Below are 25,613 nucleotides of genomic sequence, written 5' to 3'. Positions count from 1 at the left end.
GATTTCTTGGTTTTCGCACTATCCCTCAAGCTCAACGTGCTTTAGCCAATCAAATTCAAAAGGTTTTTTCTTTCTTTGTATGAAACCACCCTGCCCAACGCTAGTAGGGAAGGGGCTGGGGGTTAGGTCTTTATTGGACTCAACCCAGAAGGTTTATCGATTGGCTCCGATTTTTGCCTGCCAGTAAATTAGCGATCGCAGTACTAATCGCCTGACCTGTAAACTGTTGGTAATAGGTAAACCCAGGCGAAGGATTAACCTCGAAGCAGTACCATTCACCTCCAGGTGTGCGCCGCAAATCGATGCCGCAAAGAGGTAGATTTATCGCTTTTGCCAATACTCTGCACTGCTGTTCTACTTCTTCAGGAAGATGACAAGCACGAATTTCTGTAGATTCGTCCTCTGGTGTTGCATAGCGATAATCATCAGCTTGGGAAATTACCTCGCTGGCAAAAACTTCTGTGCCCACGACATGAACGCGATAATCTCTGCCAGGTATATACTGCTGGAACTGAGTTGGACACCAAGATACATTATCAAGTCGCTGCAAATGCTCAACTCCCAGACGCGAGACTTTGCTACGGATACCACTGATTGATTTATAAATTATGTCGCCGTGGCATTTCCAAAAAGCTTGCACAGCTTCCGGGTCAGTGGTGACAAGGGTTTCGGGAACTTTAAAGCCTAGCGATCGAATTTGCTCTAGCTGGTAAGGTTTAGAGCCATTAGCAGCCATTGCTGACGGACGGTTAACGACAAAGGCGGGTGTAATTTCAGACCAAGACATTAAGGTATCATCAACTGCGATCGCATGTTGCCAAGCTGGACTATTTGCACCTGCTTCGGCAATTTGGGGGAGGCGGCGCGAGTCATAGGGGCGCAAGTAGGCTGCGGTAATTTCACTCAAGTCTATTTTTTGATACCAAGTACGAATTTGTCCTTGAACTGGTAGTTGTAAGACATCGCCTACAGTAAGTTCAATTTCAGTATCTAAAATATCTCGTTGGTCAAGAAATACTGATGGTATGCCCAAACGAGTTAGTTCTGAGTAGACTGCTGCCAAAGGAGATTCTTCGGAAATACCCCACAACAAAATCAACATTTGGCATCACCTCCACTCAAATACTCAAAGATGGCATCACCTACATCTGGCGTAGAAATATCAGTCCACAAGTCAGCCCCCAAAAGCTCTGCTGAGGATTCACTGCTGCTAAAATGAACTGTCAACAGGTCAACTTGAGCAGCATCAGCAAGGCGTCTTGCATGAGATGCCAGCGTTTTTTCAACATCACCCAAGCAGCGATCGCCTACTACCGTCACCGTTACCAGCGGTTTTTTAGGAACCTGGGAACACACATTTGCCGACATCGAACTGTGCCGTCGCACTGGACGTACTGGAATACCCAGTTGAGCAGCCGCATAAACCCATTGTTCGGGTCGCCAAGCCGGCCCCAACAGATACGTTGGTGTCGGTCGGTTCAAGACTGGACATTTTAAGCTGGACAGCCAAGCAATTAAAAAGGCATTCATTTCCGTAGCGACATATCCCCGGTCTTCAGGAACGATGTGCCAAAGTTCTTGCTCAAAAATAGAAGGTAGGCGAGTCAGAACGCCGGTAATCCGATCGAGAGCGTTAGCGCAACCCGTTGTAGACATCACACGCCCGCCTACCACTGCTTCCCCTACTCCCCCTACTCCCCCTGCTCCCCCTGCTTCCCCTCCTCCCCGATCGCTAGAACTCAAGTAGTGTCGCCATCCAATCATTGATAAATCTTCAGGTGTTAGGAGGCTAGCACCATAAACCGCCCAATTAGCAACCAGCGCCTGTGCGGCTTTGTCATGACGACTGGCGACAACAACCAACATCCTTGGTTAATTCTTTGGTTGATTAACTACTTGTTCGCCAACACTTGGGCGTTCTTTGGCTTGAATGAAAGACTGGCCATTTTGACCATTAGCTGTGCGCTGTTCTATTTGATCGAGACGTTGAGCCATCAGACCGATTAGCCGCTGTAGGTCATTTGAACCATCTCCTGAAGTCAGATTTTCAACTTGACTTGTCTCAGCGAGTTTTTCAGCCTGAACTTTCTCGAAATCTTTATCTTTCTGAACTTTCTCGAATTCTTTAACTTCTATCTTCAGTTCTTTGTTAATTTTCAACACTGGCGCTGTAAGCGTAAACAAGCTTCCACCACTAGATGTGGGCAGAGAATAGGCCAATTGATCGAAGTCAGGATTGGGAGCCGCCAAATTCTGAGGCAGGAATGTGCCTCTATGTTCAGGCGTCAACAGCAGGTTAACTGGAGTTCCCGCAGAGGGAGAATTTAATAAGATTTCCACATACCCGCGAATCTCTAGTTTCGCTGCTTTTATAAGGTCTATTTTGCTGACATCAGGTAGTAATGTAACCAAAGCCGTATCGTTGGCTGAAATGCCCAAACTAAAAGTAAATCTATTAGGATCGCCTGCAACAGGGGTTAGATCGCTAAAGTCATTAGTTCCTTTGACATCACTGATTGTCACCGTGTCGGCTACATTTAATACTGGTGTAGTTGCAGTAAATTGCAGCGTCAACCTTACATTGGAGTTGCTAGTATTGGCAATCGTCAAAAAGTAACCTTGGACAACTGTACGAGCAACAGGCTCAGTACCAGGAGCGGTAACGGGTGTAATTGCTTTTACTAGTAGTTCAAAGGTTGAAACTAGAGTTGGTTTTTGTCTGATAATTCCAATTCCGTTTGATAGGTCTGTCATATGTTTGTTTACAGCGAAACTACATATACAAACTAACTGCCTAGACCTATTGACGAGTAGTACCCCTTAGGGTAATATTTCGGACAAAAAAAGTGGCTCTGCAACTAGCAGAACCACTAAAGCTTTCGCAAACCTGTTATAACTTAACGAACTGCGCCTTGAGCAGAAACAGTATCAATTGGCTTCATCAGGTACAGCCGCAATAACTGCCAGCCATTGGAGATGTAAAGCGGCAGTTTTTGGAAGAATTGCAAGAATTTGGGAGTGCTAGAGTTAGCGATCGCACCCAACTTCTCGTTATTGCTTATACAAGTATCCAACCGCTGATAAAACTCTGGATTCTCTACATCCAGCATCAACGGGAACACTCTACCTGCATTCTCGTTTGTCTTCTGAATAACATGGATGTCGTATTCTCGCGCATCCAGCCCAAGGGTGGCATAAAAGTCCTTGCGTTGGATGTCATTGAGATACATTGTCGCAAACACAGATAACAAGAAGAACCGACTCCACAGCCGTGCTTTCCAATCATTCAATATTTGCGGCTGGGATTTCATGATCGCATCAAAGAAATCGCCGTGACGGTTTTCATCCTGACACCAGTTCTCAAAGAACCGGAAGATTGGATAAACCCGGTCTTCGGGATGTGCTTCTAAATGGCGATAAATGGTGATGTAGCGCCAATAACCGATCTTCTCAGAAAGATAAGTAGCGTAGAAGATGAATTTCGGTTTAAAGAAGGTATAACTGCGACTCTTAGTCAAAAACCCTAAATCCAGGGACAGATCAAAGTCCGACAAAGCTTTGTTCAAAAAGCCAGCGTGACGTGCTTCATCCCGTGACATCAGGTTAAAGCACTCTGCCAATACGGGGCTTTTGCCTTTCAAGCGACGACCAAGTTCTTTATACAGCAAAAAGCCGGAAAACTCTGCCGTACAGGAACGTTCTAGAAACTCAACGAACAATCGGCGAGTTTCCCCGTCAATATGATCCCAGGATTGTTCAAATTCGGCATCCCGAACAAAGTGATGGCGGTTGTAGTCAGTGCGAAACTCTTCGAGAATGGCTCTCAACTCGTCTTCGTTGACGGAGATATCCATCCGTGCCATTTCATCAAAATCGGTAGTATAAAACCGAGGTGTTAACAAGGTTTCTTTTGCCGGGACTTTAATCCCTGGCCGGATTTCTTCAAAGCCTGGTTTTTTGAGGGAATCTACCATGTCTTGATTGCTCTTTCGTCTTTATTATCTTAAGTAGACCCTTCGGGTGACGCTCCTACGTCGCTACCGCTACGCTAATAGCAGTTCCTCATGGGGAAACCCCGAAGACCGGACTGCCTTACCATAAAGCCAAAAGTAATGCTCTGGCAAGCTATAACAGCCCACAATAATCCAATTGTATAAAGTTCAGTCTACCAAGGTGCGGGTTACAAACTAGTAAGCAAAACATTAAGAGTTGCAACAATAATTCAATGTTTACGGAACAGAGAATCGCGGATTAGTAGTCAAATAAACGTAGTTGAGTAATCAGCATTGTTTTATCAAGTGGAGTGGCAAGCACGTGTTGTATTCTCAAAGCACTGCTATTTCAGTAATTTTCTGTGGTTGTTACTACAATAAATTAAAGCGGTTTTATCAATTTAAAATTAACAATCTCTGACTAGCATAATTACTGAAAAATTATAATCAATCTAGTGATATATTGCACCTTTATCGATAACTGTAAGTTGGACACTGCCCACAACCTCAAATCATAGTTGGAGCGAACAGCAGTGCCCATCTACAAAAATTGCCAGAAAGCAACTGGTGCAATATATAAGTCTAGCCATCCATACTTTGTATAAAAAACAGTATGGAACAACCATTTTAGACAACAGCAAATCCAAAGGGTTGAAAACAAGATGAATCTTGAAAACAATCAGCAAAAAGACCGACTTCTGGTCTCTTACATCTTGTGTGCAGTCGGATTTTTCGGGGTGGGAGGGCTGCACCGTTTCTACAATGGCAAAATAGGGACGGGTTTGTTCTGGCTGTTGACTGGTGGTGTGTTTGGTATAGGGCAGATCGTAGATGTGTTCTTCATCCCCAACATGGTTGACGAATACGAATACAACCTGAGACTAAGAGCGGGTGTATCTCCCTTGGGTGTGCCGTTGAATCAAGCAGTGGTTGCCTCTCAAGTCCACCACCCAACTGGTAACCAACTCATGGTTAAACTGATTGAAGCGGCGGAAAGCAAAGATGGTATTTTAACTGTCACTCAAGGCGTGAAGTTCACGGGAGCTAGCTTTGCTGAAGTGGAAGCTACTCTCAATGAAATGTATAAATCAGGCTATGTAAAAATTGATAACGACCCCAATACTGGAGCCGTTATTTATCATTTCCACGAGCTTTAAATTGTCATTTGTCCTTTGTCCTACCCTGCGGGAAGCCGCTGGGGCGTCTGTGTCTTTTGTAAAAAAAACCAATGACTAATGACTAATGACTAATGACCAATGACTAATTTATACCTAACCACTTTTGGCCGCCCAAGCGCTGAACTAAGCCATATACCAACAAATCGAGGGTAATTTTGCGCTCATCGATTAAGAAGGACTCAAGAGTGCTAGGTTTTTTGCCTTCATTACAGGAAAATCCTTTTTTCCCTTGAATATCTTCTTCGGGGAAATACAAATTAAACTGACGCAAACCAGTTTCTTTCCAACTGCCGATAATTTGCCAGCATTCTTCAGCCGATTCAAAGCCAGTGATTGGCACTTTCTGCTTGGTAAAAGATACCTGTAAATCTTGCACGCCTTGTTGAGCGATCGCTTTTTGTAAAGCTGGCAAGTAGTCTTGCTCGATGAACTCTACAAATGGCTTATCTTCAACAGCTGGGGCTTTTTCCTTTTTGGCGGCTTTAGCTGCGGCTGCGGGTTTTTCTCCTGTTGCGGCGGCGGCTGGTTTTTCGCCGTCTGCGGCTTTAGCTGCGGCGGGTTTTTCTCGCTTGGGTGATGCCGCAGCTGGTTTAGCAGCATTGGGATTATCTTCGGGGTTTGCGGCTTTAGGATCTGGCGCGTTAGCAGTAGGAATGTCTGTGGCTTCGGGTGAGTCTGTACTAGGAGCGTGTTCTTCAGCCACACTGGGAGCTTGCTTATCAACAGTGCTGGGAGCTACTTCTCCCGCTTGATTGTGATTGGTTGGGTCTGCCATTGCTCAGGTCAATCCTTTAATCTAGCTTTTGGAGCGATCGCTCACCTTGAGGTATCGGGTATTTTTATTTTGACATACTAATGCAGCAGGGCACTAATAACTGTACAGTTAAAAATAATCCAAAGGCATAAGACATAAGCTTTCTTTCCTTCTGTCCCCTATCCGTTGAATTTTTTATTTCGCGTAGCTTGCTTAAGAGTAGCGGTATCGGTGAGGCTCATACGTAGCTACCGCTTTGCTAACAGTGGATATGGAATTATCTAGTAAAATTTCTTTTCTTATAAAATAAAAGCCAACCCTCTAACCCTGATTCAGTCTTAGTGAAAATAGTAAAAACTATGGGAGGCCATTTCAGCATTTACCCCCTTTTTGAAGGTGTCAAGCTAGGCGGACGATTTGGATATTGGATAGCGCAACCCTTATCCGATAAGTATTGCGTACCTACTTAGAACTAACTTAAGGTTTACCAACTACAGCAATTTCTTTGAAGTTACCGTTAGAGGCAGCTAAAGATTTTAAAGTTTTATTTGATAAGCCATTAGAGCCTGTAGGTAATATTTCTTTCAAAATTAATTTATTGTTGTCAATGGATAGACAAATATCTGTTTCTTCAATGACTTTTTTTAAAAAATTTGTCAACTTCTCACCATGACTTTCTCTTTTTTCGTCAAAGTCTGGGATATTTTCTCTCAATAGCTTGTGGATTTGAGATATATGAATGCCATCTTGTTGAAGCTGAGTTAATTGCTCAATATTCTGCTTCAATTTCTGCAAAAATTTCTTAGTGGCTACTAAAATATCATCATTTAATAGACTCTCGTTACTTACTTCATTAATTGGAATATCCTCTATTTTTGCTTGGGGAGCAGGTATAGGTATAAAGCGATCGCAAACAGACTTGAAAATACGATTAATTTGTCCTTCGTAAGCACATCCAATTACAGTTTTTCCATATTCATGGAGCTTTTTAGCTAAAGCGGCAAATGCACCATCACCTGATACAATAACGAAAACTTGCAATGCAGGACGACTCTGTGCGAATTCCATGATATCAATGGCTAGTTGCATGTCTGCTGCATTCCGTTTATAACTGTAATCAAAAACTTGAATTGCTTCAATGCCAAGTTCTTGAATCTCATTTTTGAGTAGCCTTAATCGAGAATCACTCCAGTCAGCATAAGCGCATTGGATAGCAATTTTATTAACTAGGGTAGTGTTTTCTAGATTTGTTTGAATTTGTTTTAGAGAAAAATTTAAGTTAGGGTTGTTTCTACCCATTGTGAGGTTTTCAATATCATAGAAAATAGCTGTATTAAACTGCTCAGTCTTAGATGAAAAGTTAGTTGAATTAGTAAAATGCTCTACACGAATCTGACGTTGCTTTAACTCTTTCAACTCAGCTATTAAAGATGTTATCTCTATCCTTGATTCAGAATTAACTTCTTCCCCCTTTAACTGTGTAATTGTTGTTTTTAAGTCATTAACTTGCAGCTTTGCTTGTTGTAATTCTTCTTGTAATTGCTCAGTTAATGTATTGATTTGAGTCTGGGTTTGGATAGTCTGCTCTCGAAGTTCCCCAATAGTTCTGGAGAGAATTTGCTGGCGTTGCTGATAAGCTGTTACCAAAGCTTGCTGGACGACATCCCATTCTTTGGGGAAAGCCTCACTGGTACACACTTGCAAAACTGTTTCATAACCTGCGATCGCAATTTCTAAATTACTTGCAAGGTTACCTTGTTCAAACCCTTGAATAATTGTACTTAGTTTGACAATAACTCTGGCTATATTAATGGCATTGGCAGGTTCTTTAGCAAAGCGATCGCTTACCCATTTTCGCAACATTAAAGCTAAATCATCATTGAGTTTGCTTAAGTTATGTTGCAAAAGTGGATATACTTCCTGATTTTGATAAGTTGCTCTTAATAATTCAATCAGGAAGGTTTGCTCCTGGTTAGCAGCTTCGTTTGGCATAGCTAAATCCCTGACAATAAAGATTTAAGGTTAGTATTCCCAAGTTTTTATGCTATCTAACAATTATAGTGGCGTAATCCAATAATTAATGCCCCGAATAGGTTGTTTTTTAAAACCAAACAGAGGTAAATTCACTTCAGATAAACCTACATAAGTCCAATGTGGTACATCGTTTTCTACAGTTTGAAACCACCCATTTTCATTAAGAGCTTTTCTCTGTTTTTGATTAGATACATGTAAATCAATTGCTAATCCCCAGAGATGTTGTGAAGTTCCAGGAGGTGCAACCAAACCGAGAATTTTTGTTTCTCTACCCTGTTGAACTTTTGCCAAAGTTTCATTGTTAGCATATTTGTGCCAAAATCTTAAATTCGTGTTGAAAGTGCGAGTACAATCACCAGAACCATAACCCGATTTTAGCGGGATATGTTGTTGGATTTGCGCTTTATTTAAAGCATCAGCCGCCGATTTTTGTAAGTAACAGTCCTTAGTACCATCAATCTGGCCCATTGTTAAAGTAGCTTGAAACTCTTGGGTTTCTTTTTCGTTCGCCAAGATATCTTTAGGTGGCAGTTTAATCCCGGCATCTTGATTTACAAAGACTGCACCATATGCCCGCAGCAAAATATATTCATAAGTACCAGGCTGGGGAACTGTAGGTAACTTCCTAGCGATCGCAGATAAAAAACGCTGTTGCTCATTTAATTCTGGGTTGGGAATAAATGGTTCTGATATTGTCTCTTTAGAGGTATCTGTACAAGGTAATGAATCAGTACTCAAGCAGACGTTTAATGGTTGGGCAGTTCTAGCTAATTTGTGATGGGTAATTTCATTACTGGCTACTAAGATAAAAATCATCAAGATAACTATACCGATGAAAGTTGTCTTTCTGATAGCTCTAGTAACGAATTTTGGCTTCCTGATAGTGAGTTTCATTTTTAAATAATTACTTAATTGATTGAAGATTAAAACTAATAGGATTTTTGCAATCTGTTATTGCTTGGGTTAAGGCTTAATATTCCCTAGCCTTGCTTATTGACCAAGCATTGAAAAGGTGCAGCCAGCGCGGTCTTGGGGGGATGTTTCGGGGCAATATATAAAACACCAAGCGGATTAAGTTATTGATGAGTTAAAGCCACAGATGATAGAGATGAACACCGATAATCCATCAATGTTTATTTATGGTTTTCTATAACTTGTGCAAGATACCTAATATATACCCGCAACAAATCAATTTGTGTTGATGGCTAACCATGTAAAACTTAGCTTTGTTAAATAAACCGGAAGATTGCCACGATTCTTAAAAAAGATTATATTTTTACTTAAAATACAAGCTTAAAAATAGAAATTTCCCTTTAATTGAGTACTAGTAAATTTGATAACTTGTTTATCAGAAATATACATCCATGAAACCACTGGAACAGTTAAAATTGAAAAGAACTCTAAGCTTGCCGATCCTGTAAGTATGACCATGCACAATTCCGTTGAATTCCAAGACGCTTTTGATGTCATAGTCGTCGGTGCAGGTCACTCCGGTTGCGAAGCAGCTCTCGCCTCTGCACGCCTCGGTTGTCGTACCCTGCTATTGACGCTCAACTTGGATAGAATCGCTTGGCAACCTTGTAACCCAGCAGTGGGTGGCCCGGCAAAATCCCAGTTGACTCATGAAGTAGATGCACTTGGCGGAGAAATTGGTAAAGTAGCAGACCGCACCTACCTGCAAAAACGTATCCTCAACTCTTCACGGGGCCCTGCTGTTTGGGCATTACGCGCCCAGACGGACAAGCGCGAATATGCAGCGGTGATGAAAAATATTGTCGAGAACCAAGAAAACTTGACAATCCGCGAAAGCATGACAACAGACTTGGTGCTGGGTGCTAACGGTGAAGTCATCGGCGTTGAAACTTATTTTGGTGTCGGGTTCCAATGCAAAGCAGTCATCTTGACAACTGGCACTTTCCTGGGTGGTAAAATTTGGGTTGGTAACAAATCAATGCCAGCCGGACGGGCAGGGGAATTTGCGGCTGAAGGATTGACACAAACCCTAAATCGGCTGGGATTTGAAACCGGAAGACTCAAAACTGGAACCCCAGCACGGGTAGACAAGCGATCGGTAGATTATAGTAAAATGCTCATCCAGCCAGGGGATGAAGATGTGCGCTGGTTTAGCTTTGACCCAGATGCGTGGGTAGAACGGGAACAGATGCCTTGCTATATCACCCGCACAACCGCCGAAACCCATCGCCTAATTCAGGATAATTTGCACCTGTCGCCAGTTTATGGCGGTTGGGTGGAAGCCAAAGGGCCGCGTTATTGTCCCAGTATTGAAGATAAAATTGTCCGTTTTGCCGATAAGGAAAGCCATCAAATCTTTATTGAACCAGAAGGAAGGGATATACCCGAACTTTATATCCAAGGATTTTCCACAGGTTTACCAGAAAATTTGCAATTGCAAATGTTGCGGACTCTCCCCGGATTGGAAAAATGTGTGATGCTCCGTCCGGCGTATGCTGTGGAATATGACTATTTACCTGCAACTCAGTGTTACCCCACACTGATGACTAAGAAGATTGCCGGGCTGTTTTGTGCTGGGCAAATTAATGGCACCACAGGTTATGAAGAAGCCGCAGCTCAAGGGCTTGTAGCAGGAATTAACGCCGCTCGATTTGCTCGTTCTCAAGAAATGATTGTCTTTGCCCGCGAGCAAAGTTACATTGGGACGCTAGTTGATGACCTGTGTACAAAAGACCTGCGGGAACCTTACCGGATGCTTACCAGTAGGTCTGAGTACCGATTGATATTGCGTTCTGACAATGCCGACCAACGCCTGACACCCTTGGGACGGGAAATTGGTTTAATTGACGATCGCCGCTGGGATCTATTTACCCAAAAACAAGCGAATATTACCACAGAAAAACAAAGATTGCAAGCCACACGAGTCAAAGAACATGATGAAATTGGAATTGCGATCGCATCTAATACCCAGCAATTAATTAAAGGTTCCATTACCCTGAACGACTTACTGCGGCGTCCGGGATTTCATTACGTTGACCTCGACAGGTTCGGGCTGGGAAACCCCAACCTCAACCGCGCTGAGAAAGAAGGCGCAGAAATTGACATCAAGTATTCTGGCTATCTCGCTAGGCAACAAAATCAGATTGACCAAATTGCCCGCCAAGCGCACCGCCAGTTACCTGGGGATTTGGACTACACAAAAATTGATACTCTTTCTAAAGAGGCACGCGAAAAGCTGACTCATGTCAAACCACTCACCCTTGGTCAAGCTGCACGTATAGGTGGTGTAAACCCAGCAGATATAAATGCCTTATTATTATATCTAGAATTGCGTAAAACCAAGACCCAGCATGAGTTTTCAGCATTAGCTTAACACAAACTTGATAAAGACTGAGTATAGTAGTAGGGAGGGAGATTGGTATGATAGATGACATGAATATTAGTAATGACATCATCAACAACCCCGATATTCAAGTTGGGTTTAATACCAACACCCAATCAACTCGTCTCATTATGACAGGGGATTGGATGTTTCATTATTCAGGAGGCAGGAGGCAGAAGGCAGATAGCGCAGCGTTAGCGAATCCGCGAGCGAGCGTCAGGCAGGAGGCAGGAAGAAGCCACAGGCAACGCAACTGCGTGGGATTCAAGCAAGGACGCTTTGTATCTCGCCCGACGCGTCTCGTACCAGTATCTTCTTTTTAAACTGGGTAATATAACTCAGAACTAAAGTTTTTATTCATACTTCTTTCCTGCTGCCTCCTGCCCTCTGCCTCGTGCCTTCTCTTATAATCCTGATTTCCAGGCAGTAGGGGCGGCGTTTCCCCGTCCTAGCAACAACCCAGAACGTCTATGTTACAAGAAGCCAGCACCCGTCTCATAGTACCCGAACCATCAGAAGACTTAATCGCCAACGAGCCTTGGTCGATAGAAAACTATGCTGATGGCCTAATGGATGAACTCTTTGCCGATATCGACTACATTCTGGATGTTAGTGGTAATCTGCCTTCTCAAACCATTAGGCACATTAGTCAGAAAAAATCGCAGTCTGTTGCTGGGGCTTCTCCCCAATCTCAACGCCAATCGCCTTCAGAATACGTACCTCTGCAAACAGTTACCATACCGCAGATTATCTTACCGAACACACTAAACCAATCAGTACAGTCAGTTGCTCAAGATAACAACAAGCAATTGAGTACCGTTGTGTTCGATACCACCGCCGTTAAACCAGTTAGTAGAAAGCGTCACAAAAGTAGTCGTACTTTGGGCAAACTACTGATTGTGGGAACAACTTTAGGCGTGGCGATGGCTAGTATTATCTACCTGGTACAGTCTGGAGTCGTATATCTTTTAAATACCAAATTGCCTGAGTCAGCTCTTCTAGTGCCGCAACCGCAGTCGCAGTTGCCTGTAAAGCCAGAAATTGAGGCAGAGTTAGTTGACTACATGCTTGGAGCGCTGGCAGTTATAGATAAGCAAGAAACAAAAAGCAATCAAAAATCTCTTAGCCGCCAATTTTTCAATCAGGCAAATACTAACCAAATAGCTCTTGGTCGTCAGCAATCAATTGGTAATCTACCCCCGCTGCCACTTATAGCTAACAATACACCACCAGCCCCTAACCGTTCTGGAAGCGTTGTTGAGCGCATCTACGTTCCCGTTTATCAAGCGCCGTCGCCAATGCGCTACGCGCTCCCGAATATACCTGGGACTCCCAGACTACCACAAGTTCCCACTGCGTTTAAGGGATCTCAACCTAATGTTGTGAAAACTGCCCTGAAAACAGTACGACAAGCTACCAAGCCTGTAACCGTCAATATGTTAGCTGCGGCTGTACGATCGGAACTCAGGCCTGTGGCTGCGAAAACTGCACCGATTAGCGTGCGGCAAACACCCAAACCTCTGCCTGCATTACCAGTAGTTCCATTACGTGCTGCACTCGCACCAGAGTCAGAACCAACTATTACCCAGGAACAAGTATATCCGGCAACTGAGATCGCAGTTGCTCCTAGTAATACCTTAGAGGGGTTGCTAGAGTTGGGCAACAAATCTGCTGCTTTATTTAAAATTGATGGCGTGACTCGCCGCATCAATATGGGTGAAAGTATCGGCTCAAGCGGTTGGACACTAGTAGATGTTAATAATGGCGAAGCTGTCATCCGGCGTAACGGCGAAGTGCGATCGATTTACGCAGGGCAGAAATTGTAAAAATTCTTCGCGGATAAGCTCAAACTAGTACATGTTATTCACAGATGGCGCGATCGCACTTCAATCAGAATCAATGTTTACGACGGGCTACGCCAACGCATTTTTCATGCATTGCCCAAACAAAGCATTGGGCAACGCCTAGAACTTGCGTTGTACCCGGAGCAAGCACCCGCAGCGCTTTAGAAGGTTAATGAAAAATCTCAGGCTCATTTCCGACAAAATCAACGCCCTAGTCTCAAACCTCTTTCCATAAGCATCTGAGGTTCGATATTTTCAACTTTAGGTATCGCTTCTAACTGGGAAATCCCGGCGATCGCATCAGCAATATTACCTGATTGGGCACGCAACCAAGCGGCGTGAGGTGTATACGAAAGGCTTTGTGCTATTTCGTAACCCGCTCGGTTAATTGCCTCGCGCTGAGACTCTACATCAACGCCTTCAGCAAAGCAGATGAAAACCAGTCCAGTTGGCACTGCTACCGAACCATTGGGTTGGAGCGTGTAAATTGGACTTAGTGTCCCCTGTTCTGATTGATTGGGTTCGCCTGGAAAAACTGCCGCAACTACGCCCGTCGGAGACATTGCATCCTGGTTAAGTTGTAAAATTGCTCCTGATGCCACGGTGTTGGGTTGATTGTAGTGGACTGCATAGTATCCAGGCTTACGAGTGTAGAATACACTAGTGCGTAGGCGTAGCCCGCCGTCGGCATCGCTACCAACGCGAATTTTTTCGGGATACTCAGAAAAGTAGTCTTTTTGAAATCTCACTTCAGCAATCAGGGGTAAAGAGTACACCTGGAGAAAATATTCAGCCGCAAAATAAAACATCTTTCTTTAGTTCTAATGATGTTATAACGTTTTTCAGTGCTATGAAATACAAATCTTTCATCGGGATGCAAGCTATACGCCCCTCTTGATAGTGAAGATTTTTAAAGCAACCTGACTTTGAATCCCTCTTTTCTAGAAAGACAAATCGAAAACTTGTATAAACTTAGTACAGCATTTCATTAATTCGTAGCAAAATAAATTTGGCAATACCCTACTGGTCTGTCCTATTAATTCTCATAGGTGAATCAAATTTCAATTTCTCTTTTTTCCTTCTTCCTTTGCGTTCTTTGCGTCCTTTGCGGTTCGTTCTCTTATCCCTGAAATTTCGTGAGATAGACCACTACAATGCCAATGCACAAGAATGCATTGTTAATGCATCAGCTTGCATTAAAAACGTTACGCTTTACGCAAAACTGGACTTAAAGAAGATTACATTCTGTTTAAGCTGTATCTTTATTAATGCCGTAATACACATATAGCACATGAAATAAGAAGCATTTATAAAATATATGTAAGCGCACGTTGTCTGTAGCAAACTTTAAAAGCTGGGCTTAAGTAAGGAAACTTCAAAAAATAAATTATCCAATTTTTGGAATCAAAACAACTTTTCCTCTCCCTGCTCCCTGTTACCCTACCTAAAAGCGATGGGATATTTTTGTATTTGGAAGTCCCTAATGTGGTTTCCCAATGCCCCATGCTCAATTTTCAAGACATTTAATATCCCAGGAGATTAAACTATGGTTCAGGTTCGCTATGGTGGACAGAACGGTCAACAGTATGAACTTGCTATCAGTGACGAACACGTTGTAGTGCGTACCGAAAGCCGCAGTACTCTTGTCGGTGCAAGACCGTTTGAAGTCGCACGTGTGTCACCCACAGCTCGTAGCATCCTCAATCAATTCGAGTTAGTAACGCGGTTTCGGCAGGCGGGTGTAGAAATTCTGCGAATGAAAGTTCCGACTCAGGGCGTTGCTTTGCGCGATCGCGCCCGTGAAATTCTCAACAATGAGTCTGAAGTGCAATTTGCCGGACGCGTTCTGATCGATCCAGTATCCAGTCAACCGATAGTTTACACTGAAAACCTCTTCGTTAAATTCCATAACGAAGAAGAGTCAAGGGTCTGCCAAGAGGTATTAGGACGTTATAGCTTAACAATTAAACGCCAACTTGAATATTCGCAAAATGCTTACTTTGTCAATGCACCTGTAAATACTGGTATAGCCGTCTTTGACATTGCCGAGAGACTTCTGAATGAGGAATCAGTAGAACTGTGCCATCCCGAACTAGCGCGTGAGCCACGCCAACGTCAGGTTTTCCCGCAGCAGTGGCATCTAAAGCAAACAACAATTAATAGTAAGGTAATTAACGCCCATGCCAACGTCGAGGCAGCTTGGAAGTTGAGCAATGGCACAGGGGCAATTATTGCAATTATCGATGACGGTGTGGATCTGGATCATGAAGAATTCCGTTCCTCTGGAAAAATTGTTGCACCGCGTGATATCACACGTAAAACTGACAATCCCAGACCAGGGAACGACAATAACCACGGCACATCCTGTGCAGGAGTAGCTTGTGCAAACGGCAACTTTGGTGCATCTGGAGTAGCACCTGGTGCAAAACTGATGCCGATTCGTTTAGCTTCAGCGCTGGGGTCGCAGGATGAAGCAGATGCTTTTGTTTGGGCGGCTCAAAATGGTGCTGATGTCATTTCTTGTAGCTGGGGGCCCGCAGACGGTACTTGGTATGAGCCAAACGATCCCGTACACAATCAGAAAGTACCTCTACCTGACTCCACACGCCTTGCTATGGAGTTTGCAATTAATAAGGGACGCAATGGTAAGGGATGTGTAATTTTATTTGCGGCTGGCAATGGTAACGAAAGCGTGGATAACGACGGCTATGCCAGCTACCAAAAGGCGATCGCTGTGGCAGCTTGTAACGACTACGGCACGAGAAGCGCTTACAGTGACTTTGGTCAGGCGGTCTGGTGTGCCTTCCCCAGCAACAATGGCGATAGTTCTCAAACCACTGGAATTTGGACAACCGATCGCTCTGGTGTAGTTGGTTATAATTCGGGTAATCGAAATCTGGGTGATGTCCCAGGCAACTACACGAACGAATTCGGCGGAACTTCCAGTGCTTGTCCAGGTGCAGCTGGTGTAGCAGCTCTGATTATTGCCAGAAATCCAAATCTGCGTTGGGACGAAGTGCGAGATATTATTAAACGCTCCTGCGATCGCATCGATCGAGATGGAGGTAAATATGATGCCAATGGTCGTAGTCCCTTCTACGGTTACGGTCGAATCAATGCTCTGAAAGCTGTAGAATTGGCCAAGCCACCTGAAACATCACCTATCAGCAGATTCCAGGCTGTGCAAGATATCCCAATTAACGACTTACAAACATCAACATTATCGTTGGCGATCGCTAATACCGACCTCGTGAAATCCATCAAAGTTAATGTAGACATTGAGCATACTTTTATTGGGGATCTTGTCGTTACTCTTTTTCCCCCAGCGCAAACAGGCGTACTTCCTGTAATTCTGCACGATCGCCAGGGCGGAGGTACAGATAATATTAAAACAACCTATGACGAGGTAAATACTCTTAAACTTGCTGCCTTTAAAGGTAAAAGTCTCCAAGGAACCTGGACTCTTGAAGTTGCAGATAAAGCTGAAGCAGATACAGGAAAGATTCGCAGCTTGAGCATTGAAATTGGATTTTAACCCAAGCGTAGAAGACTTGTTCCCACTTGACATTTTAACGATCGCTTTAAGTTGTCACCAATAGTCTCTGACTGGGAACGGGGGAATCAACTACTTAGAACTTTTATCAAATATTGTGTCAATGTAAATGCATCTACACCTAATTCGGTACGCTCTTGGGCGGCTAGAATACCCGCTTGCGAATGCCACCAGGCGGCAGTTGCCACAATATCTTCTACCGGAATCTGCTTTGTTGCTGCTTGCGCCAACAATCCACCCAGTAACCCAGTTAACACGTCGCCGCTACCGCCACGTGCCAAGGCGGGTGTGCTTTCAGGAACAATCCAAACGGCACCTTGAGGGCTGGCGATCGCAGTTCTCGCCCCTTTCAACAATACTATCGCCTCACTTTGCGCCGCCGCTTCCCGTACTGCTTTCACCCTGTCATCTTTAGCATCGGCGACATCAGCAAACAATCGCTCAAATTCGCCAGTGTGGGGTGTGAGTACAGTTACTGTTTGGCGTTTTTTTAATGTGGCGATCGCTCCCATTTGTGCCAAAATATTTAAACCATCGGCATCGAGAATTAGAGGGCGATCGCTTTCTATGACTTCTTGGACAATGGGAGTCGCATCTCGTGTTAAACCGGGGCCACAAGCGATCGCATTAAAAGAACTCAGATCGGTTTTTTCTGGTAATTGTAGGTGGGCGATCGCTCCGGTTTCCGTCTCTGGACAACCAACAATTAGCGCTTCTGGCAAATGTGACACCAAAAGAGATTTCAGCGATTCGGGTACGGCGATCGAAAGCATCCCCACACCACTAGCCCGCGCACCCAAACCAGTTAAAATTGCCCCACCTGCATAGCGCCGCGAACCGCAAATCAGCAGTAAATGTCCTTCCTTATATTTGTGGGTGACTGGTGGACGGGGTAAGGGTAAATTAGCAAGTGCCGTTGCTGGTGTAATACGTTTAATCCTGGGTGCATCTTTTAGAACAGCTTCCACATCAGCTAAAGGAATATCGAAATCGATTAACTCAGCTTTACCCAGATATTCCAGCGCCCGATCTTGGAAGAAAGCTAGTTTCCATAAACCCAAGCAAAAAGTGTGAGTGGCGCGAATCGCAGTTCCTAATACAACGCCAGTGTCGGTGTGTAAACCTGAAGGTAAATCGATACTATAAATCGGCACAGGCAATTCATTTAGCTGATTAATTGCAGAGGCGATGGGATCGGTGAGGTTTCTTTCTAAACCATACCCAAACAAGCCATCAATCAACAAATCAGAATTTGGCAGTTGCTCAATTGTTTGATAAATTGGAATGCCCAAACTCTGAGCATACTGCAAGTGCTGCGAAGTTAATTCCTTAAGCTTAGAGAAAGGAGAATAAATCCAAACTTCATACCCGCGAAAGTGTAATTCACGGGCTACTACTAAAGCATCCCCGCCATTATGGCCGGGGCCGACAAGAATTCCGACACGAGATCCCGCTACTTGCGGCGATCCCCTTAAAAAGGCAGGGCTTGAAGGAACAGAGCAAACCTTTGTAAGGGGGGTTGGGGGGATCTCTTGAATGCGACGGGCAATTAATCCCGCCACCTTTTCCATCAAAGCTATTACAGGCATTCCCGCTGCAAAGATCCGCTCTTCAATATCGCGCATCTGCCCAGCAGTCACTACGACTTGCGAAATTTTTTCTTGCCTGTTCTGCATCAGTCCTGAGTCCTGTTAGCGGATAGCTATGGTTTAGCCCGTGCCGAGTTATGAGTTTCAGTTACCCTGAAACTTTAGCAGATTTCACACAATTATATATTTAAGGGACTTCTAAATAAAAAATATCCCAAAACTGAGGCAACAACCTTCTCTATTTCTCTTCTCTCTGTGTTCTCTGCGCGGCAGTCGCTGATGGGGGAAACCCCCAAGACCGCGCTGCCTTGTCTCTGTGGTTAGTTTATTTGAATAATTTATTTCTGGGAAATCCCTAATCGTGACTAATCCATGTATGCCTAGCGCTGCAATTACACCTCCTAGTAATCCCCAAGTTCCATCGGCAAATACATTGATGCGATGAATATAGGTGCGATGATACGCATACTCTAACTGTCTATCATTAACTTTTCCTACCTCTACCAGGTTTTCCACATACTTTTCAGCTTTTATCAGTGCTGCATAATCTAGGTTAAACCAATAAAGCGATACTCTCACCACCGCCAGCCCTGGAAAAACCAAAGTAATTAAGAGAATTGCTTTGCGTGCGATCATCCACTTACCCCCCAATTTACCTGCTCAATGCTGACATAGCAAGAATCTTTGTGTTACAACTTGGCAGATCGATTTGATACATGGAGTGGGTGAATCAGATTTTGGGAATAATCCTCATAGTGTTTGAAAGCATCGTTTTGGTTGGGCTACACGCTATGAGAGCGCGATTTTTAGTAAAAAAGAAGATTTTTTGCTGTTTTTGTATTGTATTCTGCTGCATTTTGTGGAATTTTTCGGGATTAATTCCAGCAGTCGCAACATCCGCAGGTTCTATTGATACTTTGCGACAACAGCAGCAACAAACAAACCAGCAGCGTCAAGGTGTGGTTAACGATCGCGATCGCTTAACAAATCTCCAACAAGAGGCCCAAAAACACCTCACTGGTTTAAAGCAAAATCTGCAAACTACAGATAGCTACATTCAAGAGAGCGAATCACGATTACAACTCGCCACCGAACGCCTCCAACAGTTGGAAACTGATTTAGCAGTAGCGGAACGTTCTTATGAGGAGCGGCAAATAGCAACAGTAGCACGATTGCGTTATCTCCAGCGATCGCCAGTTTCTGTTGGATGGGCAGTTTTGCTCGAAAGTGAAAATATCAGCGACTTTTTCAGCCGTCGTCATCAGTTGAAGTTACTGTATCAAGCAGACGAACAAATTTTGCTAAAACTCAACGCCCAAGCAAGCCTGATAAATAAACAAAAAACGGACGTAGAACAGCAAAAAAACGAAATTGCCTTGATTCGCGAGCAACTGCTGGCACAAAAAACCGATTATCAAACTCAGGCGGAGTCACAATCAGAATTGATTCAACGCCTCAATAGCGATCGCCTAGCCTTGGAAGCGGCGCAAAACCAGCTAGAGAGAGAATCCCAAAATTTAGAAGTCTTGATTCAACAAAAGGTAGCAGAAGCTAGAGCAACAGAAGAGGCGCAAGCAAAAACCAACAGCCGTAACAGTGTCATCATTCGCGGAACTGGTATAATGGCATATCCTAGCGATGCTTCTACTAGCAGTCCCTTCGGCTGGCGGGTACACCCAATCCTCGGCTATCGTCGCTTTCATGCCGGGTTGGATTTTGCCGCTAGCTATGGTAGTAAAATTCGGGCATCCGATTCGGGCAGAGTAATTTTTGCTGGGTGGTATGGTGGTTATGGCAGAGCTGTAATTATCGACCACGGCAATGGCCTTACTACACTGTACGGACATACCAGCGAGTTGTATGTTTCCGAAGGACAAGTAGTCGAACGCGGACAAGCGATCGCTGCTGTCGGTTCCACAGGTTTCTCAACTGGGCCCCACCTCCACTTTGAAGTCCGCCGCAATGGTACACCCGTAGACCCAGCTAATTATCTTTGAACCTAGAAACCAAGTTTCTCTAGGCTGCAAATTTTATCACAGACGTGCTATAATCTGTAAGAATAAGGGCGCGTAGCTCAGTGGATAGAGCAACAGATTCCGGTTCTGTGGGTCGGGGGTTCAAATCCCTCCGCGCTCGTTACCTTGGCAAAATTAATTGCAAAATCGAAAGGTTGTTTTTTCTAACCTTTATACAAAGATAATACCTTTGGTTAGTTTAAGCATTGCGTTTTTTTGACCTGAAAATACCTGTAAAATAAGATTTCTGTAAGGTTGACATTTTGCCCGCCTATAGTATGTAAATTAAAAGTTGAAAGAGCGGCAAATATGGTTTTCCAGTACACTAACGCATTTGTCACCATAGCATCGGTTAAGTGCGAGAATTTAGTAAATTTCTATACTAAATTGCTGGAGCAAAACCCAGTTATTTTGATCCCGAATGTCTATGCTGAGTTTAATTTGGTTAGTATGCGTTTAGGTATTTTTAAACCAAAGAACATAAACGAATCGGAATTTGAAGCGATTGCCAAAGGAAAAGTAAGTTTGTGTTTAGAGGTGAGTAACTTAGAAGATGCGATCGCTCACCTAACAACTTTGGGCTATCCCCCACCAGGAGACATTTCCATTGCTTCCCACGGCAGAGAAATTTATGCCTACGATCCTGATGGCAATCGGATAATTTTACATCAAGCCCCAGTGAATGATAATTAATAAGTGATAATAATTTATTTGGTAATTGATTATGGCTATAACTCAAAACTATAGATTAAACCTGATTCAATGGTATCCGGGTCACATTGCGAAAGCTGAAAGGAAGCTCAAAGAACAGCTGAAGCGCGTAGATGTGGTGTTTGAGGTACGAGACGCCCGAATTCCCTTAGCAACTCACCATCCCCAAATAGGTGAGTGGGTAGAAGGTAAGGCACGGGTGTTGATACTTAACCGAGTAGATATGATTACACCGCAAATGCGATCGCTGTGGATAGATTGGTTTAAACGTCAAGGGGAAGTCCCTTATTTTACCAACGCTCAACATGGTAAAGGTATAGCAGAAGTGGCGCGGGCAGCGCAAGCAGCTGGGGTAGAACTTAATAAAAGAAGAAGCGATCGCGGCATGTTACCCCGTCCAGTCCGGGCTGTGGTGATTGGTTTTCCCAATGTCGGTAAATCAGCTTTGATTAACCGCTTGTTGGGACGGCGAGTAGTGGAAAGTGCAGCCCGTCCTGGGGTGACGCGCCAACTGCGCTGGGTGCGAATTTCCGAACATTTGGAATTGCTAGATGCTCCTGGTGTGATCCCTTTAAGATTGGAAGACCAAGATGCAGCATTGAAATTAGCCATTTGTGATGATATCGGTGAAGCATCTTATGATAACCAGCTAGTAGCAGCAGCCTTGGTGGATTTACTCAACTATTTGGAAGCTGTAGCCGCAGATTTATTACCAAAGAAACCATTAGAGTCTCGTTACCAGATCGATTCGACGACATCAGACACCGGAGATATCTATTTGCACGCCTTGGCGGAACATCGTTACAAAGGTGATATAGAGCGAGCTGCAAGGCAACTTTTAACAGATTTTCGCAAGGGATTGTTGGGTGAAATTAGTTTGGAATTACCACCTAACTAGGTTACAAGCATTTTCAGCCTGTTTCTGAGTAGCCAATGAGTAGGTCAAAAATCTGGACATTCGGCTTTGGTGACATCTGGGTGGCAGTAGTACCTCAAAACTGTTTGCACGTTGTCGCCAATCCAGTAAGCTACTTTTTCCGGCGATTCCCCAGAAGCGATCGCCCAAGTAGCGAAGGTGTGCCGAGTGCTATAAGCCTTTAAATAAGGAACTATGCCTTGGTCAGCTAGTTCTGCGACTACGCCGTTGTACCGATAACCCGTTGTGTCGTGGGCCCTCCAACATTTATCTAAGATATTTAAATTCAATCTCTGCCCGGTCGTGCTTTTGAAAATTAGTTCTTTTGGATCTGGGGAATCTGGCTTAACCTCTGCAAGCAAAGATTGTAGTTTAGAGCCTTGCGTAGATGGGAACACTCTCCGTTTATTATTTTTGGTTCCCTTGGTGACGCGAACGCGAGAGGCGTAGGCTTTTGTAATAGAGATTCGAGTGCATTCGCGGCTTACATCACCCCAAGTCAGCGCAAATGCTTCTCCATGTCGGCATCCAGTCCAGAATAAAAATTTAATTAGGCTGCTGTAGTGTGAAAATTTTGGGTGAGACTCAAAAGCTGTGATGATTAAATCCCTCTGCTCCAACGTGTAGGCTTTTAGCTCATTCTTGATGCTGGGATTTTTGGGACTTGGTAACTGGATTTTTTCAAAAGGATTGAAATCAACCAGGCACGAATCAATACCCCACTTACAGCACCTAGAAAAAGCTGCAAGCGCTTTGTGTGCTGTATGGTAGCTGTATTTTGTTAATAGCCAATCTCGAATTGTCGGAGCATCCTGAAGTGACTGACTTGATAACTCCACAACAATTTTAGTTATTTGCTTGTAATCACTTTCTAGGGTTGAGCGCTCTAAATGTTGAGTTTGAAAAGCGAAGAATTTATCCCATAGCTTATCTAAAGATACTTTCTCTACAGGGACTCCAGCGTTTTGATAGTTTCCAAATTTATATAATTCTAGGGTGGGGTCGAAGCGATTTAAGGCGATATCTCTCTCTATGATTTCCTTCCGAGAACGGACTAAATCCCAGTTCGTTTTACTGGCTTGCAGTCCTGTGTTGAGATAAAACTGCTTCGGGAAGCCTCGAACCCGAAAACGAATAACCAGTTTCCCTGTCCGAGGATCGGAGTTAATCCACTTGTCCTCAGCTATCATGCTAGTTTTCCCCATTCCAACGTCTTACCATGCTGAATGGAATCCAGCAGCCTTCAAAATAAACTAAGTCTCCACTTGGTTCATATCTAAGTTCAATTACCTCTTCATCATCTTCGTCATAATCTGGATCGTGTTGGTCAATCCCCCAAACATGACCGCAGTCAAGGCACTCCCAGTAACCATAATTTTCTTGGTATTGCAGTCGCGTAGAGTCGCAGTGAGGACAATTTGTTTGAGTCATTGCAGATTTAAAATTGTTTCGATTTTTTAAGTTTTTTCAACCCCAAAAATTTTGTCTACAGACGCTAAAATTCGCTCTGGCGGCTATTTTTAGCGTCTACAGCCGATTTTTTAGGGCGAAAAAATTGTAGGCGGTGTAGACGGACTTTCGAGTGGGTATCGGCAGTGTATTGAGCTATCACACTTCCACCCAAGCACTGCCTATTTAATCGGTTATTTACCTATAAAGCGTTGCCTACAGCCTGTAGACGGACTGTAGGCAAACTGTAGGCATTACTTTGACCACCTCCAGCCGAGGCGATCGCCACTATCTACCACTTCCCCCAGCCCCCTGTCAGCAAGGGATTGAAAGATAATTCTGATGTTCTCAGGGTCATCTTTCTTGAATTGCTGGCTTGTTTGCTGGAGTACTCGGGCCTTTAAAATCTCCCCTGGATGCTCTTGTCCCCAGGCGACGATGATTTGCTCATATTCATTGAGTTCTTGTGGTGATAGAAGATCCTCATTTCCTCGGCTGGAGGTTTCCGGCTGCTCCCTGCTCCCTGCCCCCCAACTGCTCAGGTCAAGTTCACAAGGGCAGTCATCGACCATAAACCGCCTTTTACCACCAGCTTTCAACCACTGCTCTAGTTGAGGATCTTTAAGTTTAGTCCTGGCGTAGTCGCGCCCGAACTGTCCCAGGCGCACCAGACAGAAGCAGCTGTAAAGGGTGTCTTTGTCACCTTGCAAGCCAAAATTCTCAGCAGTATCGTTTTGGGCCAGCGCACAAATGAACTGTTTATATCGCCTGCCCCGTTTGGCGTGGCGCTTGATCCAGGGGGTGGAATTGTCGCATTCGTCCACCAAAATAGGGAATTCTTCAGCGATCATGAATCGTTCCCGACCGGCGATCGCGTTATCTCCCCCTTCACCCCTAAGCTGAACTAGGTCTTCCAGGGTTTCTAAGTCCTTGCCCATTGCGGTGTCGATGGCTTTGAAGTTCCCTTTTCTGCCAATGACATCTTTCTGATCCAGCCACGCCCAATCATCGGGCTTGGCATCGGAATCATAGACAACGACCCTACCACCGATTTTGGAGGATAGATACTGGGTAAAGGTTGATTTTCCATCGCCCGTGCCACCCACCAAAGCAACGTGTTTCTGCTTTTTCTGGATGTACTCGACCGGATCTGTAATGAGATTATCAGGTTTACAGTTGACATCGATGCTGCCAACCGTAAGGGCTAATTGTGCTGTTGGTTGAGTGTTATTTCTAGCCCATGTCTGGAAGTTGAGCCGTGATGCTCGGTCGATATCGCCTAAAGACTCTTGCAGCAGTTTGGCTGTTTGGCGATGTCTGCGCCCGACTTCGAGAACGCCAACAGACGCACCTAGTATCCACGGCTTAGATTCTGCCTTTTGGCTGGCTCCCAAAAACAGCAAGCCACAGCTGACAATTAGACTACCCCAGAATGACCACTTGGCACAGGCGTACATCTGCAAGTGTTGATGTAACTGGGATGGGTGTAGATCGCTGCTCATATTCCTAGCAACACCCCCATAGCAACTAACCCCACACGTAGCAGCAGAATATCTCTGACCTCTGGCACGGCTTGCCGCAAGTAGATAACGACAATCCCAGCGATCGCTAACACCCCCAGCACTCCCAAACGGATAAACCCAGGTATGGGTATACTTACCCAGCAACTGCTCAATAAAGCAGGAATCGCCACCGTGGAAGCAAGAGTGCAAGCTAAATCTGGCAGATTGTCTGGGAGGGCGATCGCATTCACCCACCCCTTTTTAAATTCCTCCAACTTAGATAATTGGGCCGCGGCGACTGGGGAATAGTGACCGCTGCTGCTCGGAACCTCAACTACAATTTTTTGCTCATCTGCCATACTGCACCTCAATCTTGAAGTAGAAAGGGCGATTGCTTTCCTGCTTCCACAGTGCTGCGATCGCAATTAACAGAGCCGCTATGGTGCAAAGAAGAATGATTCCTTGATACACTACTGCCCTCCTAGCAATTTGCTGGCTTCATCCAGTACTAGCTGCTGCTGTTCAGGCGTGAGGTTATCGTTCCCGTTGGAGTCGATAACCTCCATGTGCGTCCCGGCACGATAGAGATAATTGCTTTTCTTGGCATCGCTGCCTGTTGTCTTAGCTTTCTCAACATAATGCTGGACGTAGGATTTGTTGATGTCTTCTGTCATAATGCAGGATGTGTGTGGTTTTCATTTCGTTGATGACCGCATGACGC

23 protein-coding genes, 1 tRNA gene and 1 pseudogene are annotated in these 25,613 nt (G+C 44.4%); 9 read left to right on the top strand and 16 right to left on the bottom strand.

Translation table 11 applies throughout. The features are described 5' to 3' along the window. Nucleotides 1-139: 139 nt before the first annotated feature. The 4 genes from V7L01_RS08015 to acsF form a co-directional block, all read right to left on the bottom strand. Nucleotides 140-1,102 (bottom strand): ATP-grasp domain-containing protein, encoded by a 963-nt coding sequence (locus tag V7L01_RS08015; protein WP_335033531.1) that lies wholly within the window; start codon nt 1,100-1,102, stop codon nt 140-142. Then, complete coding sequence (locus V7L01_RS08010; RefSeq protein ID WP_335033529.1) at nt 1,096-1,866, bottom strand: hypothetical protein; 771 nt, start codon at nt 1,864-1,866, stop codon at nt 1,096-1,098. Before V7L01_RS08010 ends, V7L01_RS08015 begins: the two co-directional genes overlap by 7 nt. A gap of 6 nt (nt 1,867-1,872) precedes the next feature. After that, complete coding sequence (locus V7L01_RS08005) at nt 1,873-2,754, bottom strand: hypothetical protein (RefSeq protein ID WP_335033527.1); 882 nt, start codon at nt 2,752-2,754, stop codon at nt 1,873-1,875. A gap of 143 nt (nt 2,755-2,897) precedes the next feature. After that, nucleotides 2,898-3,974: a magnesium-protoporphyrin IX monomethyl ester (oxidative) cyclase gene (acsF, locus tag V7L01_RS08000; protein WP_335033525.1), complete on the bottom strand. Its 1,077-nt coding sequence runs from the start codon at nt 3,972-3,974 to the stop codon at nt 2,898-2,900. A gap of 680 nt (nt 3,975-4,654) precedes the next feature. Here acsF and V7L01_RS07995 point away from each other — a divergent pair. Beyond that, entirely contained in the window at nt 4,655-5,149 is a 495-nt protein-coding gene (locus V7L01_RS07995) for a TM2 domain-containing protein (RefSeq protein ID WP_335033523.1), read from the top strand. Nucleotides 5,150-5,252: 103 nt separating this feature from the next. Here V7L01_RS07995 and V7L01_RS07990 read toward each other — a convergent pair whose 3' ends face one another. From V7L01_RS07990 to V7L01_RS07980, 3 genes are all read right to left on the bottom strand, one after another. After that, entirely contained in the window at nt 5,253-5,945 is a 693-nt protein-coding gene (locus V7L01_RS07990) for a DUF2996 domain-containing protein (protein ID WP_335033521.1), read from the bottom strand. A gap of 456 nt (nt 5,946-6,401) precedes the next feature. Next, a complete protein-coding gene (locus tag V7L01_RS07985; protein ID WP_335033520.1) occupies nt 6,402-7,916 on the bottom strand; it encodes an NYN domain-containing protein in 1,515 nt (504 codons plus the stop codon). A gap of 63 nt (nt 7,917-7,979) precedes the next feature. After that, entirely contained in the window at nt 7,980-8,852 is an 873-nt protein-coding gene (locus V7L01_RS07980; RefSeq protein ID WP_335033518.1) for a D-alanyl-D-alanine carboxypeptidase family protein, read from the bottom strand. 529 nt (nt 8,853-9,381) lie between these two features. Here V7L01_RS07980 and mnmG point away from each other — a divergent pair. The 3 genes from mnmG (at nt 9,382) to V7L01_RS07965 (ending at nt 13,139) form a co-directional block, all read left to right on the top strand. Next, nucleotides 9,382-11,304: a tRNA uridine-5-carboxymethylaminomethyl(34) synthesis enzyme MnmG gene (mnmG, locus tag V7L01_RS07975; protein WP_335033533.1), complete on the top strand. Its 1,923-nt coding sequence runs from the start codon at nt 9,382-9,384 to the stop codon at nt 11,302-11,304. Nucleotides 11,305-11,351: 47 nt separating this feature from the next. After that, nucleotides 11,352-11,636: a hypothetical protein gene (locus tag V7L01_RS07970; RefSeq protein ID WP_335033517.1), complete on the top strand. Its 285-nt coding sequence runs from the start codon at nt 11,352-11,354 to the stop codon at nt 11,634-11,636. A gap of 147 nt (nt 11,637-11,783) precedes the next feature. Continuing rightward, nucleotides 11,784-13,139, top strand: a complete 1,356-nt coding sequence (locus tag V7L01_RS07965) for a hypothetical protein (protein ID WP_335033515.1) — start codon at nt 11,784-11,786, stop codon at nt 13,137-13,139. 221 nt (nt 13,140-13,360) lie between these two features. On the opposite strand, the gene V7L01_RS07960 is transcribed toward V7L01_RS07965, so the two are convergent. Further along, entirely contained in the window at nt 13,361-13,966 is a 606-nt protein-coding gene (locus tag V7L01_RS07960) for a hypothetical protein (RefSeq protein WP_335033513.1), read from the bottom strand. Nucleotides 13,967-14,703: 737 nt separating this feature from the next. On the opposite strand from V7L01_RS07960, the gene V7L01_RS07955 reads away from it, so the two are divergent. Continuing rightward, complete coding sequence (locus tag V7L01_RS07955) at nt 14,704-16,692, top strand: S8 family serine peptidase (protein ID WP_335033511.1); 1,989 nt, start codon at nt 14,704-14,706, stop codon at nt 16,690-16,692. 86 nt (nt 16,693-16,778) lie between these two features. On the opposite strand, the gene V7L01_RS07950 is transcribed toward V7L01_RS07955, so the two are convergent. Both V7L01_RS07950 and V7L01_RS07945 read right to left on the bottom strand, forming a co-directional pair. Continuing rightward, complete coding sequence (locus tag V7L01_RS07950; protein ID WP_335033509.1) at nt 16,779-18,386, bottom strand: NAD(P)H-hydrate dehydratase; 1,608 nt, start codon at nt 18,384-18,386, stop codon at nt 16,779-16,781. 264 nt (nt 18,387-18,650) lie between these two features. Then, a pseudogene (locus V7L01_RS07945) lies at nt 18,651-18,935 on the bottom strand (hypothetical protein); the annotation flags it as partial. Between the two features lie 155 nt (nt 18,936-19,090). Between V7L01_RS07945 and V7L01_RS07940 the strand changes: the two are divergent. The 4 genes from V7L01_RS07940 (at nt 19,091) to ylqF (ending at nt 21,923) form a co-directional block, all read left to right on the top strand. Continuing rightward, on the top strand, nt 19,091-20,296 hold the full coding sequence (locus tag V7L01_RS07940; RefSeq protein ID WP_335033507.1) for a murein hydrolase activator EnvC family protein: 1,206 nt from the start codon (nt 19,091-19,093) through the stop codon (nt 20,294-20,296). Between the two features lie 66 nt (nt 20,297-20,362). Beyond that, nucleotides 20,363-20,435, top strand: a tRNA-Arg gene (locus V7L01_RS07935). A 188-nt stretch (nt 20,436-20,623) separates the two neighbouring features. Continuing rightward, entirely contained in the window at nt 20,624-21,007 is a 384-nt protein-coding gene (locus tag V7L01_RS07930) for a VOC family protein (protein ID WP_335033505.1), read from the top strand. A 31-nt stretch (nt 21,008-21,038) separates the two neighbouring features. After that, nucleotides 21,039-21,923, top strand: coding sequence for a ribosome biogenesis GTPase YlqF (gene ylqF / locus V7L01_RS07925; RefSeq protein ID WP_335033504.1), 885 nt, complete (start codon nt 21,039-21,041; stop codon nt 21,921-21,923). A gap of 44 nt (nt 21,924-21,967) precedes the next feature. On the opposite strand, the gene V7L01_RS07920 is transcribed toward ylqF, so the two are convergent. The 6 genes from V7L01_RS07920 to V7L01_RS07895 form a co-directional block, all read right to left on the bottom strand. Continuing rightward, nucleotides 21,968-23,131: a tyrosine-type recombinase/integrase gene (locus tag V7L01_RS07920; RefSeq protein WP_335033503.1), complete on the bottom strand. Its 1,164-nt coding sequence runs from the start codon at nt 23,129-23,131 to the stop codon at nt 21,968-21,970. A 1-nt stretch (nt 23,132) separates the two neighbouring features. Beyond that, nucleotides 23,133-23,372, bottom strand: coding sequence for a hypothetical protein (locus tag V7L01_RS07915; RefSeq protein ID WP_335033501.1), 240 nt, complete (start codon nt 23,370-23,372; stop codon nt 23,133-23,135). Between the two features lie 272 nt (nt 23,373-23,644). After that, nucleotides 23,645-24,892, bottom strand: coding sequence for a hypothetical protein (locus tag V7L01_RS07910; RefSeq protein ID WP_335033499.1), 1,248 nt, complete (start codon nt 24,890-24,892; stop codon nt 23,645-23,647). Next, a complete protein-coding gene (locus V7L01_RS07905; RefSeq protein WP_335033497.1) occupies nt 24,889-25,251 on the bottom strand; it encodes a hypothetical protein in 363 nt (120 codons plus the stop codon). The genes V7L01_RS07910 and V7L01_RS07905 overlap by 4 nt, the downstream gene beginning before the upstream one ends. Next, complete coding sequence (locus V7L01_RS07900) at nt 25,241-25,363, bottom strand: hypothetical protein (protein WP_335033496.1); 123 nt, start codon at nt 25,361-25,363, stop codon at nt 25,241-25,243. Before V7L01_RS07900 ends, V7L01_RS07905 begins: the two co-directional genes overlap by 11 nt. Then, entirely contained in the window at nt 25,363-25,566 is a 204-nt protein-coding gene (locus V7L01_RS07895; protein WP_335033495.1) for a hypothetical protein, read from the bottom strand. Before V7L01_RS07895 ends, V7L01_RS07900 begins: the two co-directional genes overlap by 1 nt. Nucleotides 25,567-25,613: the final 47 nt, after the last annotated feature.

This window comes from Nostoc sp. (genome assembly GCF_036917095.1).
Taxonomy (GTDB): domain Bacteria; phylum Cyanobacteriota; class Cyanobacteriia; order Cyanobacteriales; family Nostocaceae; genus Nostoc.
The sequence above is the reverse complement of the archived record's forward strand: the minus strand, read 5'-3'. Positions and strand labels throughout refer to the sequence as shown.

Coding starts and splice junctions, on each gene's coding strand:
- V7L01_RS08015 (WP_335033531.1), bottom strand. CDS start 1,102: ATGTTGATTTTGTTGTGGGGTATTTCCGAAGAATCTCCTTTGGCAGCA.
- V7L01_RS08010 (WP_335033529.1), bottom strand. CDS start 1,866: ATGTTGGTTGTTGTCGCCAGTCGTCATGACAAAGCCGCACAGGCGCTG.
- V7L01_RS08005 (WP_335033527.1), bottom strand. CDS start 2,754: ATGACAGACCTATCAAACGGAATTGGAATTATCAGACAAAAACCAACT.
- acsF (WP_335033525.1), bottom strand. CDS start 3,974: ATGGTAGATTCCCTCAAAAAACCAGGCTTTGAAGAAATCCGGCCAGGG.
- V7L01_RS07995 (WP_335033523.1), top strand. CDS start 4,655: ATGAATCTTGAAAACAATCAGCAAAAAGACCGACTTCTGGTCTCTTAC.
- V7L01_RS07990 (WP_335033521.1), bottom strand. CDS start 5,945: ATGGCAGACCCAACCAATCACAATCAAGCGGGAGAAGTAGCTCCCAGC.
- V7L01_RS07985 (WP_335033520.1), bottom strand. CDS start 7,916: ATGCCAAACGAAGCTGCTAACCAGGAGCAAACCTTCCTGATTGAATTA.
- V7L01_RS07980 (WP_335033518.1), bottom strand. CDS start 8,852: ATGAAACTCACTATCAGGAAGCCAAAATTCGTTACTAGAGCTATCAGA.
- mnmG (WP_335033533.1), top strand. CDS start 9,382: ATGACCATGCACAATTCCGTTGAATTCCAAGACGCTTTTGATGTCATA.
- V7L01_RS07970 (WP_335033517.1), top strand. CDS start 11,352: ATGATAGATGACATGAATATTAGTAATGACATCATCAACAACCCCGAT.
- V7L01_RS07965 (WP_335033515.1), top strand. CDS start 11,784: ATGTTACAAGAAGCCAGCACCCGTCTCATAGTACCCGAACCATCAGAA.
- V7L01_RS07960 (WP_335033513.1), bottom strand. CDS start 13,966: ATGTTTTATTTTGCGGCTGAATATTTTCTCCAGGTGTACTCTTTACCC.
- V7L01_RS07955 (WP_335033511.1), top strand. CDS start 14,704: ATGGTTCAGGTTCGCTATGGTGGACAGAACGGTCAACAGTATGAACTT.
- V7L01_RS07950 (WP_335033509.1), bottom strand. CDS start 18,386: ATGCAGAACAGGCAAGAAAAAATTTCGCAAGTCGTAGTGACTGCTGGG.
- V7L01_RS07940 (WP_335033507.1), top strand. CDS start 19,091: ATGAGAGCGCGATTTTTAGTAAAAAAGAAGATTTTTTGCTGTTTTTGT.
- V7L01_RS07930 (WP_335033505.1), top strand. CDS start 20,624: ATGGTTTTCCAGTACACTAACGCATTTGTCACCATAGCATCGGTTAAG.
- ylqF (WP_335033504.1), top strand. CDS start 21,039: ATGGCTATAACTCAAAACTATAGATTAAACCTGATTCAATGGTATCCG.
- V7L01_RS07920 (WP_335033503.1), bottom strand. CDS start 23,131: ATGATAGCTGAGGACAAGTGGATTAACTCCGATCCTCGGACAGGGAAA.
- V7L01_RS07915 (WP_335033501.1), bottom strand. CDS start 23,372: ATGACTCAAACAAATTGTCCTCACTGCGACTCTACGCGACTGCAATAC.
- V7L01_RS07910 (WP_335033499.1), bottom strand. CDS start 24,892: ATGAGCAGCGATCTACACCCATCCCAGTTACATCAACACTTGCAGATG.
- V7L01_RS07905 (WP_335033497.1), bottom strand. CDS start 25,251: ATGGCAGATGAGCAAAAAATTGTAGTTGAGGTTCCGAGCAGCAGCGGT.
- V7L01_RS07895 (WP_335033495.1), bottom strand. CDS start 25,566: ATGACAGAAGACATCAACAAATCCTACGTCCAGCATTATGTTGAGAAA.